The organism is Nocardioides sp. JQ2195, from assembly GCF_012272695.1.
Lineage (GTDB): Bacteria > Actinomycetota > Actinomycetes > Propionibacteriales > Nocardioidaceae > Nocardioides.
In genome coordinates, this window is record NZ_CP050902.1 from 244,127 (window position 1) to 261,806 (window position 17,680).

Annotated in this window: 11 protein-coding genes; 6 read left to right on the forward strand and 5 right to left on the reverse strand. The window is 69.4% G+C overall.

Annotated elements, in window-relative coordinates:
• Nucleotides 1-48: 48 nt before the first annotated feature.
• Nucleotides 49-912, forward strand: a complete 864-nt coding sequence (locus ncot_RS01180; RefSeq protein ID WP_168615955.1) for a hypothetical protein — start codon at nucleotides 49-51, stop codon at nucleotides 910-912.
• A 111-nt stretch (nucleotides 913-1,023) separates the two neighbouring features.
• On the opposite strand, the gene ncot_RS01185 is transcribed toward ncot_RS01180, so the two are convergent.
• Nucleotides 1,024-4,305, reverse strand: a complete 3,282-nt coding sequence (locus ncot_RS01185) for a (Fe-S)-binding protein (RefSeq protein ID WP_168615956.1) — start codon at nucleotides 4,303-4,305, stop codon at nucleotides 1,024-1,026.
• Between the two features lie 109 nt (nucleotides 4,306-4,414).
• A complete protein-coding gene (locus ncot_RS01190) occupies nucleotides 4,415-6,910 on the reverse strand; it encodes a peptidase (protein ID WP_168615957.1) in 2,496 nt (831 codons plus the stop codon).
• 144 nt (nucleotides 6,911-7,054) lie between these two features.
• Here ncot_RS01190 and ncot_RS01195 point away from each other — a divergent pair, with 144 nt between their 5' ends.
• Nucleotides 7,055-9,697, forward strand: coding sequence for an OmpA family protein (locus ncot_RS01195; protein ID WP_168615958.1), 2,643 nt, complete (start codon nucleotides 7,055-7,057; stop codon nucleotides 9,695-9,697).
• Here ncot_RS01195 and ncot_RS01200 read toward each other — a convergent pair.
• Nucleotides 9,691-10,443 carry an IclR family transcriptional regulator gene (locus ncot_RS01200; protein ID WP_168615959.1) on the reverse strand — a complete coding sequence of 251 codons (753 nt, stop codon included), beginning with the start codon at nucleotides 10,441-10,443 and terminating at the stop codon, nucleotides 9,691-9,693. The genes ncot_RS01195 and ncot_RS01200 overlap by 7 nt on opposite strands.
• 12 nt (nucleotides 10,444-10,455) lie before the next feature.
• Nucleotides 10,456-11,637, reverse strand: a complete 1,182-nt coding sequence (locus tag ncot_RS01205) for an MFS transporter (protein WP_240938013.1) — start codon at nucleotides 11,635-11,637, stop codon at nucleotides 10,456-10,458.
• An 83-nt stretch (nucleotides 11,638-11,720) separates the two neighbouring features.
• Here ncot_RS01205 and ncot_RS01210 point away from each other — a divergent pair, with 83 nt between their 5' ends.
• A complete protein-coding gene (locus ncot_RS01210; RefSeq protein WP_168615960.1) occupies nucleotides 11,721-12,560 on the forward strand; it encodes a PhzF family phenazine biosynthesis protein in 840 nt (279 codons plus the stop codon).
• 106 nt (nucleotides 12,561-12,666) lie between these two features.
• Nucleotides 12,667-13,572, forward strand: a complete 906-nt coding sequence (locus tag ncot_RS01215; RefSeq protein ID WP_168615961.1) for a sulfite exporter TauE/SafE family protein — start codon at nucleotides 12,667-12,669, stop codon at nucleotides 13,570-13,572.
• A 30-nt stretch (nucleotides 13,573-13,602) separates the two neighbouring features.
• Here ncot_RS01215 and ncot_RS01220 read toward each other — a convergent pair whose 3' ends face one another.
• On the reverse strand, nucleotides 13,603-14,085 hold the full coding sequence (locus tag ncot_RS01220; RefSeq protein ID WP_168615962.1) for a hypothetical protein: 483 nt from the start codon (nucleotides 14,083-14,085) through the stop codon (nucleotides 13,603-13,605).
• 150 nt (nucleotides 14,086-14,235) lie between these two features.
• Between ncot_RS01220 and hutH the strand changes: the two genes are divergently transcribed.
• Both hutH and hutU read left to right on the forward strand, forming a co-directional pair.
• Nucleotides 14,236-15,795 carry a histidine ammonia-lyase gene (gene hutH / locus ncot_RS01225; RefSeq protein ID WP_206065072.1) on the forward strand — a complete coding sequence of 520 codons (1,560 nt, stop codon included), beginning with the start codon at nucleotides 14,236-14,238 and terminating at the stop codon, nucleotides 15,793-15,795.
• The gene (gene hutU / locus ncot_RS01230; RefSeq protein ID WP_168615964.1) at nucleotides 15,792-17,579 is read left to right on the forward strand and encodes a urocanate hydratase; all 1,788 of its coding nucleotides are present in this window, start codon (nucleotides 15,792-15,794) and stop codon (nucleotides 17,577-17,579) included. Before hutH ends, hutU begins: the two co-directional genes overlap by 4 nt.
• Nucleotides 17,580-17,680 lie beyond the last annotated feature (101 nt).

A 17,680-nucleotide genomic window follows, 5' to 3' on the forward strand; every position in this document is an offset into this window, starting at 1 on the left:
CGGCAGGCGATGATCATCGCGTCGTCACCATCGTGGAAGGATCGGGTCATGTCGGAGCAGCCGCCCCATCAGTGGGGCCAGAACCCCTACGAGCAACCGCAGGACAACCACCCCACCCAGCCCTACGGCCAGCCGCAGTGGGGTCAGCAGCCGCAGCAGGGCCAGCCGCAGTGGGGCCAGCCGCAGTGGGGGCAGCAGCCGTGGGGGCAGCCGGCGCCCCAGGATGCCTACGGCCAGCAGTGGGGGCCCGGGCCCGGAGGACCGGTCGGCCCCGGTGGACCCGGTGGGCCGGGCCAGCCCGGGGGCAGCAGGAAGACGTTGTGGATCGTGCTGGCAGCTGTCGTGGTGCTGGTGCTGGCCGGGGTGACCACCGCGGTCCTGGTCTTCACGAACAACGATGACGACACGAACAGTGCGGACGATGACACGTCCAGCTCTGCCTCTGCCTCCGCGTCCCCGTCGGACGAGGAGTCCGCCGAGGAGTCGGCTTCCTCTGCAGAGACGAGCCCGGCCCCGGTGACCAGCGCTCCGGTGGGCGGTGACGCGGTCTTCACCTTCCCCCAGGAGGTGGACGGTCGCACCCTCGATCCCTCGTCGGCGCCCGAGGGTGGTGTGGTCGGACCCGATGACTCCTTCATCATGGCCACCTACAAGGGGTCAGAGATCACGGACATGATGATCTACCAGTACATGAAGGATCTTGACGCGAAGTCGTACGCCGAAGCCACGGACCACCCCGTCACCGAGGTGGGGGATGCCTACTGCTCCAAGGTCCTCGACGGCATGGAGTCGTATGCGTGTGCGGTCGACTACGCCGAGGGGGTCCTGTTCACCTCGAGCAACATGACCACGGTCACCAGCCCGCAGGAGGTCGCGGCCGCCCTGCAGGAGATGGTCGACGCGATCGGCTGACCCGTCGGCCCATGGTCTCCGGTGACCAGTGGTCCCGGTGCAGAAATCGAAGAATGCGGAGGCTTCCTCATCGAAGAGGAAGCCTCCGCATTCTTTTGCCTGCGGGTCCGATCAGAGGTCGAAGAGTGAACCGGCCTCGTTGATGTCGGCCTGCTTCGGAGTGTTCTCCGCAGCCTTCGGCGTGGCCGGCTCGGAGTCGGCCGCCTGCTCGGGCTCGGCGTCGACGATCGTCTCCGGGTCGGACTCGGCCGCCTCCGGCGACGCGTCCGTCGCAGCCTGGCTGAGCTCCGCACCGGACAGCGGCGCCTGGGCGGCGGCGCCCCCATCGGTCTCGGCATCGGCCTTCGCGGCAGTCTCCTCGGCCGGGGCGGTCTTGGCCGCTGGTGCCTCGGGCTCGGTGGCCGGGATGTCGAACAGCGAGCCGGACATGTCGATGTCCTGGGCGGGCTCGACCTTGGCCGGCTCGGCCGGTGCGGCATCGGTCTTCGCGGCAGGTGCCTCGGTGACGGCCTCCGTGACGGCCTCCTCGACCGGGGCGGTCTTGGCCGCTGGTGCCTCGGGCTCGGTGGCCGGGATGTCGAACAGCGAGCCGGACATGTCGATGTCCTGGGCGGGCTCGGCCTTGGCTGCAGGCGCAGCATCGGGCGCAGCATCGGGCGCTACGTCCGGCGTCGCGTCGGCCTGCTCCGCGGCGGGTTCTGCCTTCGCCGCCGGAGCAGCAGGCTCGTCCGCGGAGATGTCGAACAGCGAACCGCTGCTACCGAGGTCGCCAGCCGGCTCCGCCTTCGCCGCCGGAGCGGCCTCGGCAGCCGGGGCGGACCCACCCGCGGCCGGCTTCGCCGCGGGGACGTCAGGCTCGACATCGAAGAGCGACCCACCCGAGGCGGCCGGCTTCGCCGCGGGGGCGTCAGGCTCGACGTCGAAGAGCGACCCACCCGAGGCGGCCGGCTTCTCGGCAGGTGCCGAGTCGGCCGGGGTGTCGAAGAGCGACCCACCCGAGACGGCCGGCTTCTCGGCAGGTGCCGAGTCGGCCGGGGTGTCGAAGAGCGACGAGCCGCCGGAAGCCTTGGCGGCCGGGCCCACGTCCTCGGTGGCGGTGACCGTGTCGGCCGTCTGGGTGACGTCGCCGGCTGCGGGAGCGGCCTGTGTGGCGACGTCCTTCTTCGCGGCCGGGGCGTCCGACTTCCTGGCGGCCGGCTTGGGCGCACGCGTCGCGGCCTCGCCCTTGACCGAGGCCAGCAGCATCTGCGCGACGTCGAGCACCTCGACCTCTTCGCGGGCACCACCGTTGGCCTGCTCGGCGGTCAGTCCGTCGGCCAGCATCACCCGGCAGAACGGGCAACCGACGGCGATCTGGTCGGCACCGGTGCCGACGGCCTCCTTGGTGCGGTTGATGTTGATCCGCTCACCGATGGTCTCCTCCATCCACATGCGGGCACCACCGGCGCCACAGCAGAAGGACTTCTCGGAGTTGCGCTCCATCTCCTTGACCTCGGCGCCCGGCAGGATCTGCAGCAGCTCGCGCGGCGGCGAGTAGACCTGGTTGTGGCGACCGAGGTAGCAGGGGTCGTGGTAGGTGATCGACCGTTTTGCCGCACCTGCTCCTTCACGAACGGGGGTGAGCTTGCCCTCGCGGACGAGACGGTTCAGCAGCTGGGTGTGGTGCACGACCTCCAGCTCGATGCCGAACTCCTTGTACTCGTTCTTGAGCGTGTTGAAGCAGTGCGCGCAGGTCGAGACGACCTTCTTGACCTTGAACTCCTTGAACGTCTCGACGTTCTGCTGGGCCAGCCCCTGGAAGACGAACTCGTTGCCGGCGCGGCGGGCCGGGTCACCGGTGCACGTCTCGCCGTTGCCGAGCACGCCGAAGCTGACGCCGGCCATGTCGAGCAGCTCGGCGACGGCGCGCGTGGTCTTCTTGGCGCGGTCCTCGTAGGCGCCGGCGCAGCCGACCCAGAACAGCCAGTCGACCGACTCGAGCGAGTCAAGGTCCTTGCCGACCTCCTTGACCTCGAAGTCGAGGCCCTTGGCCCAGTCCATGCGGGCCGAGGCCGACATGTTCCACGGGTTGCCCTTGTTCTCGAGGCCCTTGAACAGCTGGTTCAGCTCGGCGGGGAAGTTGGACTCGACGAGCACCTGGTAGCGACGCATGTCGACGATGTGGTCGACGTGCTCAATGTCGACGGGGCACTGCTGGACGCAGGCGCCACACGAGGTGCAGCTCCAGAGGACGTCCTCGTCGATGACGAAGTCGCCACCCTCGGGGTTGTAGAACCAGTCGGTGACCTCCGGGCCGGAGCCGTCACTGTCGTGGTCGGTCTTGCCGATCAGCGAGCGCTGCGCGGCCTCGGGCTGCCCCTCGGAGTCGGCGGCCGGGGCGCCGGCGGTGGCGTAGGCGTGCTCGCGCAGGCCCATCATCAGCAGCTTCGGCGACAGCGGCTTCTCGGTGTTCCACGCAGGACACTGCGACTGGCAGCGACCGCACTCGGTGCAGGTGGTGAAGTCGAGGATGCCCTTCCATGAGAAGTCCTGGATCGAGCCGACGCCGAGGGTGGAGTCCTCGTCGAGGTCATCGATGTCGTCGAGCGTGATCGCCTTCCCACCCGAGGTGAGTGGCTTCAGGTTGCCCAGCGCCGTCCGGCCGGAGGACTCGCGCTTGAACCAGATGTTGAACCAGGCGGTGAAACGGTGCCAGGCCACACCCATGGTCAGGTTGGAGGAGATCACCATCAGCCACGCCATCGCGGAGACGATCTTGACCATGGCGATGAAGAAGATGATGTTCTCGAGCGCGGAGTGCGAGTCGGGGTACATCCCGCTGATCAGGTGGCTGATCGGGAAGTGCCAGGCCTCGGCGTCGTCGACGTGCTTGTACTCCGCGGCGCGGATGAAGATGATCGCGGAGCTCTCGAGGAACACCATCGCCTCGACGAAGTAGGCCTGCCACATGGTGGAGCCGAAGAAGCGGCTCTGGCGGCCGTTGGCGCTGGGACGCTTGATCACGCGGTAGATGAACAGCGGGATGATCGCCAGGGCGCCGAGGAGCCCGATGAACTCGCTGATCCACTCGTAGACGAAGAAGTGGCCGATGATCGGCCAGGCGAACTCGGCGTCGAAGAGCTGGAAGAACGCCTGGGCCACGGCCGTGGAGAGCACGATGAAGGCCGCGAAGGCGAACCAGTGGAGGATGCCGACCCAGGTCCACTGCAGCATCCGCGTGTGCAGCACCGTCTCCTTCAGCATGACCAGCGTGCGCTGGCCCGGCTGGTCGGTGCGGCCGAGGGCCGGCTGGCCGATCTTGATGGTGGCCAACATCGACCGGACCGCTTTCACGGTCATCGCGACGGCCACGACCGTGAAGGCCAGCGACACCACAATGGCGAAGATCTGCATGGAAGAACTGCTCCTCGTCAAGCTTTCCTGCACCCGGAGTTCAGGCGCACGGCTGAGCCTATTGCTCCGCGCCCCCGTCCGTCAGGGGGTCCACGCTGTGAGGCTGATCCTACTTGTCGGTAACCAAGCGCACCGACGTCACCCGGCCGGACCGGGAGAACGTGATCGTCATCGGGACCCGTTGCTTCGACGCGGTCCGCGCGCAGATGCCGTAGGTGCGCCCCAGTCGCGTCCAGGGCTGGCCGACCTTCCGCATCACCGCGGTGGTGGTCATCCCCGGCTGCACCAACCGTCGCACCGCGGCCGGCGTACGACGCAGCTCCGGGTTGCGGCACGAGTCGGGCGCGATGCCCTGGGCCCGTTCCCAGGTCTGCAGGTAGGCCTCGGGGCCGCGACTGAGGTCCTCGACGATCGCCGTGCCCTGTGAGGCACCGCCGATCCGGCGGAGGTCCTCGATCCAGTCGGGGTAGAGACCGTAGTGGGCGACTCCGTCGATGTTGATGTCGTAGACGCGTTCGCCGCTGCGCTGCTGGCCGATCCGCACACCGTTCATCCCGGTGATCGGATAGGTCACCTTGTCGGCCGCGTCGGCACCGCGCGGGAGTCCCTGCTCGGCGAGTCCGTTGATGTCGGCGCCGTAGCCGAAGCCGAAGTAGAACCGCTTGTCGGCCCATCCGAGGTGGCGTTGCCACTTCTCGAGGAAGCCGGTGGAGTCTCCGGCCATCGGGGCGACGAAGCCGCCGAGGTCGTAGATGCGCGGGTAGGCGTCGGGGGTCGACCACGAGTGGCTGGACACGACTCCGGAGTAGCTCGCCTGCTCGAGCCGGGTCAGCGCGGCCTGGCGCCCCTTCACGCTCATGTGGTCGGGGTCGATCAGCATCTTCTTGGCCATCAGCTGGTCGATCGCGTAGCTGCCCAGGTCGGTGAGCCCGCGCTGGTTGCAGTGCAACGGGGTGCCGTAGAGCGGAAGGGCGGGCAGGCCGAGCCCGGCGACCTGGACCAGGGCACCGAAGAGCGCGTCCTGCTGGCCACCACTGATGTCGGGCAACCCGAGCTGGGTCCTGTCCGCGGACTCGCCGTCGGCCGGCTCGCAGTGCTTCATGTTCCAGAACGACCCGGTCTCGAGGAAGTTGGCCAGGTTGACCGCGACACCGACCGCGCCCTCGTCGCCGGCCACGCCCGACAGGGCGTTGTCGAACTTGTTGACCAGCTCCATCTGCCGGACCCCCATGTCATGGAGGTCGGTGAGCTGTCGCTTGATGGCGCCTCGGTCGCACTGCGGGATGTCGAGCTTCATGGTGCAGCCGAAGGGAATGCTGACCTCGATCCCCATCACCACGGCCAGCTTGCCCTGGTTGATCACGCGGCGCGCCTGCTCGGGACTGGTGACGATGCGGTACCACCCCTTGCCCGGTCCGCCGTACCGTGCGTCGATGTAGCGCTCCATCGCGCGCATGTCCTTGGCCTGCAGCTTCGCCGACTCCATGTCGTCGCAGGAGTTCTTCTTCATCGGATAGATCTGGCAGAGCTTGCCGTTCTCGACGAGCAGGTTGACGAAGATGCGTTGCCCGCCGCGCCAGGCCCGCTCCATCCACTTGTAGTAGGTGCCCTCGTGGGTCAGCGACTTCGGTGCCGGCCAGTCCTTGAAGGTCGGCCAGCCGGTCGGGTCGTGCGAGGCCTCGCCGGAGAGCACCGACTCGAGCAGTGCTCCGTTGCCGTTGGTGAGCTCGTGGTCCGGACAGTCGACGAGGGCGTACGGCGCGCCGTACTTGTCCCACGGCTTGCCGCAGTGCACCTTGCCACCGAGGAACTCGAACGCCATCCCGTGGACGTGCGCATCGATGTAGCCGCGCACCTCCTGGAACGGACTCACCCCCGCGTGGGGACTTCCGCTGACGTTGACCTGCACCTCCGGGTAGGTCGGGCAGCCACCGGTGGTGTGCAGCGGGTACGCCGTGGGCTCGCTGCCGGTTCTCATGGCGGCGCCGCGGCCGGTCAACCAGCGACCGTCGGCGAGCCGGAAGGTGAAGCCCTCGTCGGTGCGCCGGGTGATCCACTCCGCGGCGACCGACGGCTTGTCGGCGGGGGTCACTGCCCCGGCCCTGGTCGCACTGAGGAACCTGCGGCCCGTCGTGTAGAGCAGGTTCACCCCCAGGTCGGTGGCCTGGAAGCGGATCGGGGTGCCGGCGACCGTGTAGCAACCCCCGGCGACGGCATACCTGTTCTCGGGCACTGTCCGGCGCGGGGAACGCAACGAGACCCGCCTGAGCTCGGGGTCCCGGCTGTTGCGCGACTCCGCGACGTAGGCCGCATTGCGGCGAGCCTCCGCCGACGTCGTCGGATCCTGGGTGGAGGCCGTGGCTGCACTGCTGCCGGACACCTCGTCGGACTGGCTGAGGTCGTTCTTGCGGGCCGGGTCGTGGCGGTGCCAGTGGCCGTCCGCTGCCTGCACGGGCCTGGTCGCCCCATAGCTGTCCGCGACCGACGTGGTCCGCGAGAACGAGTAGGAAGGAACGGTGATCGCGGTGACGACGAGTCCGACCGCGACTCCGCACGCCAGCGCGAGACGGAAAAGTCCACTGCGGTCCTGCGACGTGGGTCTCATGCGGGCTCAACGGAGAATCGTGCCACAGGTCACACTCACGGGGTTTGTTGGGTATTGGCAAACAACTGCGGGCGACACAGGGCTTCCCCTAATTTGGGGATGCCCCACTCGGGAGCACTTCTCTGGCGGAAAGAGCGCGACGTCATGTCCTGGATTGCCCGAACCACCTGTCTGGTCCTTCTCCTCGCGCTGTTCCCGGGACTGCTGGGGGCCACCGCCACCGCCACCGCGGCTCCGGCGCAGGACCCAGGTGATCCCTCATTGATCACACCTCTTCCGGAGATCCCCGACACCGTTGGAACCGACTTCTGGGTCGCCTTCCCCGACCTTGAGGGCTTTCCGATCGCCTACCGGCTCTATCTCTCGCCCACCGATGACGGCACGGTCACCGTGGCCGATGCCTCGGGCGCGTCGATCGAGACCGTGAGCACCTCCGCAGGGACCATCTCGCAGGTGGAGATCCCTGCGGGGCAGGGAGTGACCAGTGAGGACGGTGTGGAGTCGGTGGGCGTCCGGGTGACGTCCACCTCGCCGATCTCGGTCTTCGGTGCGATGATCTACCCCGCGGCCTCGACCGGCTTCCAGGCCTACCCGATCGATGCGCTTGGCACGTCGTACCGCGTGCTGGGCTACAACGCGACCCAGACCCTCCCCGGCATGCAGACCAGGATGACCGTCATCGGATCCACGGACGGCACGGAGGTGACGATCACCCCGAAGACTCAAGTCGGTGCCCGACCCGCTGGCGAACCCTTCACCATCACCCTGGACGAGGGGCAGACCTATCAGCTCGGCTCGAGCGCGTCGGAGCAGGACGTCACCGGCACCGAGGTGACCGCCACGGCGCCGGTCGCGGTCTACGGCGGCAACTCCTGCGCCAACGTCCCGACCGGATTCCCGGCGTGCAACCCGATCCTCCAGCAGCTGCCGCCGACTCAAGCATGGGGCACGGAGTTCATCTCGGGCCGGTTCGCGACTCGCGCGAAGGGTGACACCTATCGCGTCCTGGCCGACCAGGACGGCACAGTGGTCAAGGTCGGCGGCAACGAGGTGGCCACGCTGGACGCCGGTGAGTTCCACGAGATGGTGCTACCCGCAGCAGCGACGGAGCCGGGCCGGGAAGCAGTGATCATCGAGGCCAGCAAACCCGTCCTGGTCGCCCAGTTCGGCAATGGTTCGAGCTATGACGCCACCTCGGGGGATCCGCTGATGATGCTGGTCACCCCGCTCGGGCAGCACCTGACGTCGTACACCCTGGCCACACCTGACATCGTCTCGTCAGGCGCCGGAACCCTGCCCTGGATCAACCTCCTGGTGCAGACCCGCGACATCGGCACCCTCACCCTCGACGGAGTGCCCGTTGACGCGAGCGAGTTCACGGGGGTCGCGGGGACCGACTACTCCGTGGCGCAGCTCAGCGCCAGCATCGGGCAACACTCGCTGTCCGCGCCGCACCAGTTCGGGGTGCAGGTCTACGCCTGGGGGAACTACGACGCCTTCGGATACTCCGGGGGCGCTGCCGTGGCCCCGATCGCCGACGCGCCCGCGGCCCCGGTTGCGACACCGCTGACGTCGGAGGCGATCGGGACCCAGTCGGCCACGGTGACGGTGGGATCGCAGCAGGAGGTCCGCCTTCTTGACGGCGCCACCCTCACCGACACCGTGACCGTTCCCGGCCAGGGCACCTATGAACTGGATCGGACGACCGGGGTCATCACCTTCACCCCGCTGTTCGGCTACGCCGGTGTCGCGACTCCGGTGACCTACCGCATCGTCGACGCTTGGAACCAACAGGACGACAGCACCTACACGCCAACGGTCCTGCCACCGGCGGCTCCGGTCGCCCTGCCGTTGACATCATCGGGCACGGGAACGCAGTCCGTCGTCATCACCCCGCCGACGGGTGGCTCGGTCACGCTGCTCGACATCGGTGGTGTCGAGACCACGACCGTGACTGTGAGTCAGGGCACCTATGTGCTCGATGTCGCGACGTCCACGATCTCCTTCGTGCCTGATGCTGGGGAGACCGGCCTGGCCACTCCGGTCGACTACCGGTTGATCGACGCCTACAACCAGACGGCCGAGTCGACATACACCCCGGAGGTCTTGGACACCGTCGTGCCACCTGAGCCCAAGCCTGACAACCCGAAGGCGACCCTGGGGCTCCCCTCCTTCGTCAGTGTTGCCCCCGGTCGCGTCGCGCGGGTGCCGGCGACCTGTGCCGTTCGCCACGCCAAGATCCGTTCTTGCAAGGTGACGTTGTTCGCCAAGGTCGGCGGGGACCTGACCAAGGTCGGAGCCGGCAGCGCGAAGGGCAAGCGCGTCAAGGTCAGGCTCAATGCGGTGGGTCGAGCGGTGGCCGCCACGCCAGGTGGCAAGGTCATGAAGGGCCAGATGACGGTGCGGACCACGAGGAGCAGGAAGCTGTGGGATCGCGATCGCACCCAGGTGGTCAGCAGGCGCTTCACGCTCGTGCGCACGCCGATGTTTGCGATCTCCGCCGATCGGGTGAGGGTGATTGATGCCTCCTACCTTCGGGCGGTCGGGAACAAGGTACGTCGGGTGAGGACCGTGACGTGCACCGGTTTCACGGACAGCCAGGGGTCGGAGGCCTACAACAGGACACTCGGCCTGCGCCGCGCGAAGGCGGTCTGCAAGGCGTTGCGCCTGCCCAGCCGGGTGCGGGTCGTGACCAGGACGTTGGGTGAACGACGTCCGGTCGCCGACAACGGCACACCAGCTGGTCGTGCCCGCAACCGTCGGGTCACGGTGACGCTGCACTACTGAGCTCGGCCACCGAGGCGTCGGGTCAGCTCGGCCGCGGTGCGGCGTACGGCGTCGGCGTGGCTGGGCTCGGGGGAGTCGCTGGCATGGGTGATCGCGACTCCGGCGGCGGGGTAGCCGTTGTGGTCGAGCGCCGCTGCGGCGACGCTCGCGAAACCCGGCGTGACCTCGCCGTCCTCGGTGGCGAACCCGCGTTGTCGGGTGTCGGAGAGGAGGGCGCTCAACTCACGTGGCCCGGTGGGCCCAGCTCCGTGCCGGTCGACGAACGACGCCCGGTCCGGGTAGGCCGCGCGGACCTGGGCGGCGGGGAGGGCAGCCAGGATGGCGCGGCCGCTGGCGGTGAGATGGGCGGGCAGGCGTACGCCGACGTCGGTGACCAGCGGGGGACGCCCGGGTGCCCGCTCCTCGATCACGTAGAGCACGTCCCGTCCGTGCAGGACGGCGAGGTGCGCGCTCTGGCCGGTGCGGTCGACGAGCTCGGCCAGCAGTCGACGCGAGATGCGTTGCAGTGGCGCCTGTCGGGTGTAGCCGCTGCCCACCTCGAAGGCCGCCACACCCAGTCCGTAGCGCTTCTCGTCGGCCAGGTGCGTCACGAAGCCTTCGTCGATCATCGTGTTGATGAGGTGGTAGGCGGTGCTGCGCGGCAGGTCGAGTGCGACCATGATCCGGTCGAGTGGCACCGGTCCCGGCTGGGCGGCCAGGAAGCGCAGCACCTGTAGGGTGCGCGTCGCTGCGGGGACCTGGCTCATGGTCGCATCGTGTCAGGCCAGCGGTGCTTCGTCGCGCACCGGCACCAGGGCGATGGCGATCATCGGGAAGAAGGCGGCCGCCGCGAAGGCCGCCGAGTAGCCCCACTCGGTGATCGCGATCCCCGCGACCGGAGGCACGGCCGAGGCGGCCAGGAACTGGGCGGTGTTCTGGATGCCGAGGGCCCGGCCCGACCAGAACGGTCCGGCCCGTTCGGCGACCGCGGTGAAGGCAAGTCCGTTGTCGGCCACGGTGATCGCCGTGGCGACCACCATCAGGCCGACGGCGACCGGCCAGTCCGCGCCGGAGCTCATCCCGAGCAGCAGCATGCTGGCCGCGGCGCCGACCGAGACCCACTGCAGCGGGCGCATCCGGCTGCCGACGACATCGGACAGGTGACCGACCGCGATCCGGCCGACGGCGCCCACGACCTGGGCGGTGGCGACCAGGGTTCCGGCAGCGGCGGGTGACCAGTCCCGGTCCTGCACCAGCCAGACCAGGGCGAAGGTCCACACCAGGAACTGCGGCACGACGAGCAGCACGGAGACCCCGTGGATCCGGGTGAGGTAGTCGTCCTGCACATACGGGTTGGGCGCATCTCCCTCCGTGCGGGCCGGTCGGGGAGGGTCGATGACGATGGCCACGACGGCAAGCAGCGCGATGCCGCAGGCCGCTGCCGGCACGAGCAGTGCGGCCGCGATCCCGTGCTGGTCCGCGGTCACCGCGATGCTGATCGCGGCCACGCCGACACCGACGGGTTGGGCCATCTGTCGGATGCCCATCGCCAGGCCACGACGCTCGGCCGGGAACCAGCCGACGACGATGCGTCCGCTGGCCGAGCTCGTCGAGGCAGCGGCGGCTCCCGCCAGGAGCAGCGCCAGGGCGAGGAACGCGGTGGTGTCGACGAGAGTGGCACTCAGCCCGGCCACCGTGGTGACCGCCAACCCGGCGATGAGCACGAAGCGTTCACCGACGCGGTCGACGACCAGGCCCCACAGCACCAGGGCCAGCATCACGCCGACGGTCGGGGCGGCGGCGACCAGACCGGCCTCGGCCAGGCTGAGGCCCCTCTTGTCGTGCAGCACGGGGATCAGGAAGGCGGGGCCGTGGATCATCACCGCGCCCGCCGCCTGCGCGATCGTGCTGGCTCCCAGCATCGCCCAGCGACGACCGGTGCTGGCGTGGATGGTGGTCACGGGCCCAGTCAACGCCCGCGGCGACGACGTACCGACCGATTCCCACGGAGTGAACGGTGTGGGACACGTCGTACGTTGTGGTGATGACGACCTTTGACTTCTCCCAGGTGGATGTCTTCGCCTCCGGTCCGCTGACCGGCAACCCGGTGGCCGTGGTGCACGACGCCGTCGGGCTGACGGACGAGCAGATGGCGGCGTTCGCCAGCTGGACCAACCTCTCGGAGACCACCTTCCTGCTGCCGCCGACCGACCCCAGCGCCGACTACCGGTTGCGGATCTTCACCCCGGCTGCCGAGCTCCCCTTCGCCGGCCACCCCACGCTCGGCAGTGCCCATGCGTGGCTCGAGCAGGGCGGCAACCCGGCCGGTGAGGACGAGGTGGTGCAGGAATGCGGCATCGGCCTGGTGTCGCTGCGGCGCGACGGTGCCGCCTGGGCGTTCCGGGCTCCCGGGTTCCTCCGTTCCGGTCCCGTCGACGAGGAGACGTTGGCGCGAGCGGTCTCCGCGCTGGGCGTTCCTCCCGAGCGGGTCCGTGCGTCGAGCTGGATCGACAACGGTCCCGGGTGGATGGGGCTCCTGCTGGAGAGTGCGGAGGACGTGCTGGCGCTCGATCCCGACCACGCCGCGATCGGGGAGCTCGACCTGGGTGTCATCGGTCCGCACTCCGCGGGCGGACCGGCGGACTTCGAGGTGCGGGCCTTCTGCCCGGAGCTGGCCGTGCCGGAGGACCCGGTGACCGGCTCGCTCAATGCCGGGTTCGCGGTCTGGCTGGTCGAGGCCGGGCTGGCGCCGGCCGACTACACGGTCCGCCAGGGCACGGCCCTCGGGCGGGCGGGTGACGTGCGGATCACCACCGACGCGGTTGGTGACCAGTGGGTCGGAGGGACCTCGCACACGGTGATCAGGGGCTCGCTCACGATCTGAGGTGCGGCGACGCGCCGGAGCGCTGGCTTTGTTGTGGGGTTTAACTGCAGTATGTCACTATACAAACAAAGTCTATCGTTTTAATCCACTATGGAAAGGCTCCGTCATGCGGAAACTCCTCGTCCTGGGCTTCGTCGGCCTCCTCGCCCAGCTGGTCGACGGCTCGCTCGGCATGGCCTACGGGGTCACGTCGTCCACCCTGTTGCTGGCCGCGGGTGTCGCACCCGCGGCCGCCTCGGCCGCAGTGCACTTCTCCGAGATCGGCACCTCACTCGTCTCTGGTGCCTCGCACGCGAAGTTCGGGAACGTCGACTGGCGCACCGTCGGGATCCTGGCCGTCCCCGGCTTCGTCGGGGCCTTCGCCGGGGCCACGTTCCTGGTCAGCCTCGACGGCGACGCGGCGAAGCCGATCGTCGGCGGGATCCTGCTGGCCCTCGGGGTCTACGTGATCTGGCGCTTCCTCGCCCTCGGGGGTCGCCGCCCGCAGTTCAAGGAACGCCCGTCCGTCGCCTTCCTCGCTCCGATGGGTCTCTTCGGCGGGGCGCTCGACGCCGTCGGCGGTGGCGGCTGGGGCCCCGTGGGCACCACCTCGCTGCTGTCCTCGGGCCGGTTGGAGCCACGCAAGGTGATCGGCTCCATCGACACCTCGGAGTTCGTCGTCGCGGTCGGTGGCTCGCTCGGCTTCATCATCGCCCTCGGCTCGTCCGGCATCGAGTGGGGCTACGCCGCCGCGCTCCTGGTCGGGGGCGTGATCGCCGCGCCCATCGCCGCGTGGCTGGTCCGGATCCTCCCGGCGCGGGTGCTCGGCGTTGCCGCCGGTGGCCTGATCGTGGTGACCAACGCCAAGACCATCCTCGAGTCCTCGGGTACTTCGGGCACGACGGTCTGGATCTCGGTGCTCGCGCTCTTCGTCGCCTGGGTCGCCGGACTGACCTGGGCGGTCAAGCAGGAGCGCCTCGCCCGTGTGCTCGACACGGACGAGGCACCCGGTCAGGTGTTGACCAACGCCTGATCGCAGCGTCGCAGGGCCCGGCCCCTGCGGTCAGCCGCGCAGCTCGGGGCCTCCGGAGTCGACGGTGCTTCCGTCTGCGCGGCGCACGCTGCCATCGGGGTAGGTCAGCGTGCCGTCCGCGTTGGTCACGGTGCCCTGGGGGTGTGCCTCCGGCGTGGTGGGCCGGTAGTCCTTCGACTTGACGTTGACGTCGGGATCCACCCGGTCCGCCTCGCGCACCCGCTGCTCGACGTCGGCCTGCTCGTGGGCCAGTGCCTGCTGCTTCTCGTGGGCCTGGGCTGCCGCCCGCTCGGCCTCGATCCTGCGCTGGTCGGCCTCTGCCTGGGCGGCTCGGGCCTCCTGGTCGGCCCCGTGGAGGCTGCTGGCGCGGGTCTGGGCGTCGGTGCGGAGCTCCTGTGCTCGTTCGCGGTCGTGCTGGGCCTTCTTGCGCTTGAGCAGTGATCCGATGAGAGCGATGAGGATCAGGGCGACAATGACTGCAACGACGATCCAGACGATGGTGCTGGTCTCCATGGGGTTCCTCCAGTGTCGGGGTCCGTGGTGGGCATGCTGCTCAAGCCGGTGCCCGAAACCGGCCCGTTGATGAATTGCGGTCTCGCATCCGAGACAACAATGCCCACGAGCCACTGTTCACCCGCCGGCCCCGGGAGTTGGATGGACGACATGGACAACGTTGCAGTCGGCCCCGGACCGGTCACCTTCGAAGAGCTCGTCGCCGTCACCCGCGGGGGTGCGGGTGTCACGCTCACGGACGAGGCGCAGGCAGCCATCGGCAAGGCCCGTGCGGTGGTCGAGGAGCTCGCGGCCGGGGCCACCCCGTCGTACGGCATCTCCACCGGGTTCGGGGCTCTCGCCACGCGCCACATCCCCACCGAGATGCGTGCCCAGCTGCAGAAGTCCCTGGTCCGGTCGCACGCCGCGGGGTCCGGGCCCGAGGTCGAGCGCGAGGTGACCCGGGGGCTGATGCTGCTGCGCCTCTCGACGCTGGCGACCGGTCACACCGGCATCCGCCTCGAGACCGCGCAGCTCCTGGCCGACGTGCTCACCCACGGCATCACGCCGGTGGTGCACGAACACGGATCGCTCGGCTGCTCGGGCGACCTGGCTCCGTTGAGCCACTGCGCGCTGGCGCTGATGGGGGAGGGTGACGTCCGCGACGCCGACGGCACCCTGGTGCCGGCCGCCGAGGCGTTGGCGGCCGCCGGGCTCACCCCGGTCGAGCTCGAGGCCAAGGAGGGCCTCGCGCTGATCAACGGCACCGACGGCATGCTCGGGATGCTGGTCATGGCGATCACCGACCTGCGCATGCTGCTGAAGACGGCGGACATCGCGGCCGCCATGTCGGTCGAGGGCCAGCTCGGCACCGACCGCGTCTTCGCCCCCGAGCTGCAGGCGATCCGACCGCACCCGGGTCAGGCCGCTTCGGCCGCCAACCTGACCGCGCTGCTCAAGGACTCCGGCGTGGTCGCCTCGCACCGCGGCCTCCCCGGGGACGGGACACAGTGCAACCGGGTCCAGGACGCCTACTCGTTGCGCTGCTCCCCCCAGGTCCACGGGGGAGCCCGTGACACGGTCGAGCACGCCGCCACGGTGGCCGGGCGCGAGCTCGCCAGCGCCGTCGACAACCCGGTGGTGCTCGCTGACGAGGGGCGCGTCGAGTCGAACGGCAACTTCCACGGTGCCCCCGTCGCCTACGTGCTCGACTTCCTCGCCATCGTCGCCGCCGACGTGGCCTCGATCAGCGAGCGCCGAACCGACCGCTTCCTCGACAAGGCCCGCAACCACGGGCTGAACCCGTTCCTGGCCGACGACCCCGGCGTCGACTCCGGTCACATGATCGCGCAGTACACCCAGGCCGCCGTAGTCTCCGAGCTCAAGCGCCTGGCCAACCCCGCCTCGGTCGACTCGATCCCCTCCAGCGCCATGCAGGAGGACCACGTGTCGATGGGCTGGTCGGCAGCGCGCAAGCTGCGCCGCTCGGTCGACGGGCTGTCCCGCGTCGTCGCGATCGAGGTGCTCACCGCTGCCCGCGCGCTCGACATGCGAGCTCCGCTCGAACCCTCGCCGGCCACGGCAGCCGTCGTACGCCTGTTGAGGTCCGAAGGCATCGAGGGCCCCGGGCCCGACCGCCACCTGTCACCCGAGATCGCCGCGGCCGTCTCGCTCGTCCAGTCCGGCGCCGTCCTGGCCGCCGCCGAAGAAGTGATCGGAGAACTCGCATGACCGAGAACCCGCGCCTGCCCATCCACGCCGCGACCGGCACCGAGCTGACCGCGAAGTCGTGGCAGACCGAGGCCCCGCTGCGGATGCTGATGAACAACCTGGACCCCGAGAACGCCGAGCGTCCGGAGGACCTCGTCGTCTACGGCGGCACCGGCAAGGCAGCCCGCAGCTGGGAGGCGTACGACGCCCTGGTCCGCACGCTGCGCACCCTCGAGGACGACGAGACCATGCTCGTGCAGTCCGGCAAGCCGGTCGGTGTCATGCGCACCAACGAATGGGCGCCGCGCGTGCTGATCGCCAACTCCAACCTGGTCGGGGACTGGGCCAACTGGGAGGAGTTCCGCAAGCTCGAGGACCTCGGTCTGACCATGTACGGCCAGATGACGGCGGGGTCCTGGATCTACATCGGCACCCAGGGCATCCTGCAGGGCACGTTCGAGACCTTCGCCGCGGTTGCGGAGAAGCTGGGTCGTGGATCCGAGATGGTCCCTGAGGACGCGAGGGACGAGCCGTCCCGAGGGGCGGTCGCTGACGCTCCCTCCTCGACCACCGGGGGCGGGACGCTGGCCGGCACGGTCACCCTGACCGCCGGGCTCGGAGGCATGGGTGGTGCGCAGCCGCTCGCGGTCACGATGAACGACGGCGTCGCGATCTGCATCGAGTGCGACCAGTCCCGCATCACCCGACGCATCGAGCACCGCTTCCTCGACGTGCAGGCCCGCGACCTCGACCACGCACTCGAGCTCGCCCTCGAGGCCCGCGACGCCCGCAAGCCGCTGTCCGTCGGTGTGCTCGGCAACGCCGCCGAGATGGTTCCCGACCTGCTGCAGCGCCACCTCGCCGTCAAGGACGACTACGGACGTGGCCTGATCGACATCGTCACCGACCAGACCTCGGCCCACGACCCGTTGTTCTACCTGCCGGTCGGCGTGCCCTTCGAGGAGTGGCAGACCCAGCGTGAGAGCGACCCGATCGGCTTCACCAAGGCCGCCCAGGCCGCGATGGCCGCGCACGTGCGGGCGATGGTGGAGTTCCAGGACGCCGGCGCCGAGGTCTTCGACTACGGCAACTCGATCCGCGACGAGGCCCGCAAGGGCGGCTACGACCGGGCGTTCGAGTTCCCCGGCTTCGTGCCGGCCTACATCCGGCCGCTGTTCTGCGCGGGCAAGGGGCCGTTCCGATGGGCAGCCCTCTCCGGGGACCCGGCCGACATCGCCGCCACCGACCGCGCCATCAAGGAGCTCTTCCCTGCTGACCAGAAGCCTGAGTACGCCCGCCTGCACAAGTGGCTCGACATGGCCGCCGAGCGGGTCTCGTTCCAGGGCCTGCCGGCGCGGATCTGCTGGTTGGGCTACGGCGACCGGCACCGCGCCGGCCTGAAGTTCAACGAGATGGTCGCCTCGGGTGAGCTCAAGGCGCCGATCGTGATCGGGCGCGACCACCTCGACTGCGGCTCGGTCGCCTCGCCCTACCGGGAGACCGAGTCGATGAAGGACGGTTCCGACGCGATCGCCGACTGGGCCCTGCTCAACGCGTTGGTCAACACCGCGTCCGGTGCCAGCTGGGTCTCGATCCACCACGGTGGCGGCGTCGGCATGGGACGCTCGATCCACGCCGGTCAGGTGTGCGTCGCCGACGGCACCGACCTGGCCGCCGCGAAGATCGAACGGGTGCTGACCAACGACCCGGGGATGGGCGTGATCCGCCACGTCGATGCCGGCTACGACCTCGCCTCCGAGGTGGCCGCGGAGCGCGGCGTACGGATTCCGATGCAGGAGAGCTGAACCGCAGCACCCACCAGGATGGCGGCGTGAACCACTGCCACGGGGTCCTTCCGCGGCTCCCCGAGCTGGTGGTGGATCCCCGAGCAGGATCACCACGTCGG

Coding starts and splice junctions, on each gene's coding strand:
- ncot_RS01180 (WP_168615955.1), top strand. CDS start 49: ATGTCGGAGCAGCCGCCCCATCAGTGGGGCCAGAACCCCTACGAGCAA.
- ncot_RS01185 (WP_168615956.1), bottom strand. CDS start 4,305: ATGCAGATCTTCGCCATTGTGGTGTCGCTGGCCTTCACGGTCGTGGCC.
- ncot_RS01190 (WP_168615957.1), bottom strand. CDS start 6,910: ATGAGACCCACGTCGCAGGACCGCAGTGGACTTTTCCGTCTCGCGCTG.
- ncot_RS01195 (WP_168615958.1), top strand. CDS start 7,055: ATGTCCTGGATTGCCCGAACCACCTGTCTGGTCCTTCTCCTCGCGCTG.
- ncot_RS01200 (WP_168615959.1), bottom strand. CDS start 10,443: ATGAGCCAGGTCCCCGCAGCGACGCGCACCCTACAGGTGCTGCGCTTC.
- ncot_RS01210 (WP_168615960.1), top strand. CDS start 11,721: ATGACGACCTTTGACTTCTCCCAGGTGGATGTCTTCGCCTCCGGTCCG.
- ncot_RS01215 (WP_168615961.1), top strand. CDS start 12,667: ATGCGGAAACTCCTCGTCCTGGGCTTCGTCGGCCTCCTCGCCCAGCTG.
- ncot_RS01220 (WP_168615962.1), bottom strand. CDS start 14,085: ATGGAGACCAGCACCATCGTCTGGATCGTCGTTGCAGTCATTGTCGCC.
- hutH (WP_206065072.1), top strand. CDS start 14,236: ATGGACAACGTTGCAGTCGGCCCCGGACCGGTCACCTTCGAAGAGCTC.
- hutU (WP_168615964.1), top strand. CDS start 15,792: ATGACCGAGAACCCGCGCCTGCCCATCCACGCCGCGACCGGCACCGAG.